Here is a 1,981-nt window from a genome sequence, read left to right as displayed (position 1 = left end):
GGATGCCCGCGCAGCTGCCGGAGAGCGCCGCGGCGGGGGTGAACGCGTGGGTGTCGGGGCCCGCCACCAGCAGCCGGTCACCGGCCCAGAGCAGGTCCATGCAGCCGTCGGGGAGGACCGGCCGGGCAGGGTCGCGCGACCCGGTCCAGGTCCAGAGGACCGCGCCGCCGAAGCGCGATGCCCGCTCCTCGTACCGTGCGCCCATGGTCACCAGGTTAGGGCCTGCCGATTATCAACTCGCCGTCTTGATCTCCGGTGGCGGGGTGATTCCGAGCTGTGTGGCGAGGTCTGCGAGGTCGTCCAGGGTGGCGAGGCGGTGCTCGGCCGGGGCGTTGATGTGCCCGATCTCGTCGAGGAGTTGGTGGGTCTTGCGGATGCGCCGGTTGATGGTCTGGGGCGCGACCGCGAAGAGGCGGGCGATGGCGACCTGGGGAAGCCCGAGCCTCTCGTAGAGGAGGGTGGCCAGGAGCCGGTCGACGAGAGTGAGGCCCGGGCGCCGGCCGGTGTAGAGGCCGGCGGCGGGAGTCTTCTGCCGGTCGCCGCCGCGCCGCTGGTGTAGGTCGTCTTCCCGCTGGGCCGTGCGGGCCGCCGCCAGCTCACCGATGAGCTGGCCCCATCGTTCGTCGTCCATGCCGGTCAGGGCCGGGTGGACCAGCCAGGCGCGGCCGGGGCCGGGCTGGAGCTGAGGCAGTACGGGAGGGATTCCATCCCGACGGTGCTCCTCGGGACGCAGGGTGTAGTTCCAGTCGCCATGCCAGTCGTGGCGGTTCAGCGGCAAGGCGGTCATCTGCCCGTCGCTGACCCTCAATCCGGTCTCATAGAGGGCAGTGTCGAGCTCGGCCCGGATGGCGAGGCCGGTGCGGGTGGTGGTCGCGGCGATGCTGTTGACGATGACGTCATGGCTGGTCAGCGGCCTGCCTCGCCAGTTCATCGTGATGTGGGAGAACAGCCGGTGCTCAATTTTGTTCCATTTTGAAGTACCTGGAGGAAAGTGAGACACGCTGATCTCCAGGCCGGTCTCGAGGGCCAGGGCGGCCAGCTCGAACTTCCAGGCGCGGGTCCGGTGTCCGTTGGAACCGCCTGCGTCCGCGGTGATCAGCAGGCGTCCGGAGTGCGGGTAGGCGGCATGTCCGGCCGCATGCCACCAGCGGCGGATGGAGGCGACGGCGAACGCTGCGGTGTCGTGATCGGTGCCGACGTTGACCCAGCCGGCATCCTCGGCCAGGTCGTAGATTCCGTACGGGATCGCCTTGCCCAGATCGGCGTCGGGAAAGTCGTGAGTACGGACCCGGACCGGTTCCCCCTTGCGATGCCACTCGCGCCCGCCGTTCTTGTAGTTGCCCACCAGCTCCTTCTTCTTGGTGTCCACGCTGATCACGGGGTCGCCTGCTGCCTGGAACTCCTTGGCCTGGTCGTTGATATAGCGGAACTGTCCGTCCCGGTCCGGGTGCTGCTTGCCTTCGGTGGTCTTGGCGTTGCCCTGGAGGCTGAAGCCCTCCTCGCGCAGCACCGCCGCCACCGTGTCCGCCGAGACCCGATGGCCCTGCCGGACCAGCTCGGCGGACAACTGCCGCGTCGACTTCACCGTCCACCGCAGCGGTGACATCGGATCCCCACGCACATTCGGCTCCACCAAAGCCAGCAGCGCGGGCCGCAGCCCCGGATTCAGGTCCACCGCCCGTTTGCGGCCCCCGCCCACCCGGCGGACCCGTCCCAACAGCACGTCACCGGACTCAAGTTCAGCAGCCCCGCGTGAAACGGTGCCCTCACGCACCCCCGCCGCGCGAGCGACGAGCCTGATCCCGCCATGCCCCAGCGAGCGTGCCTCCGCTCCTATGGTCAGTCGCCGCTGACGCTCGTCCAAGTGCGGGAACAGCGCCTGAAACTTCGCCGCCAGCCCGGTCTCGATCCCCTCCGATCTCCCCATACCACAACAACGAGCCACAATCCCGGAAGCGACGGCTTGTTTCCCGGCAGGCCC

Annotated in this window: 1 protein-coding gene and 1 pseudogene; both read right to left on the bottom strand. The window is 69.1% G+C overall.

Going from position 1 to position 1,981, the window contains the following annotated elements; translation table 11 throughout:
* Positions 1–205, bottom strand: a pseudogene (locus B9S57_RS18720) (AraC family transcriptional regulator); the annotation flags it as partial.
* A gap of 27 nt (positions 206–232) precedes the next feature.
* Positions 233–1,927 carry an ISAzo13 family transposase gene (locus B9S57_RS18715; protein ID WP_103514838.1) on the bottom strand — a complete coding sequence of 565 codons (1,695 nt, stop codon included), beginning with the start codon at positions 1,925–1,927 and terminating at the stop codon, positions 233–235.
* Positions 1,928–1,981: the final 54 nt, after the last annotated feature.

This window comes from Streptomyces sp. SM10 (genome assembly GCF_002910915.1).
Lineage (GTDB): Bacteria > Actinomycetota > Actinomycetes > Streptomycetales > Streptomycetaceae > Streptomyces.
This window is presented reverse-complemented; position numbering and strand designations above follow the sequence as displayed.

What these genes read in the sequence shown, in the direction of transcription:
- B9S57_RS18715 (WP_103514838.1), bottom strand. Translation starts at nt 1,927, where the DNA reads ATGGGGAGATCGGAGGGGATCGAGACCGGGCTGGCGGCGAAGTTTCAG.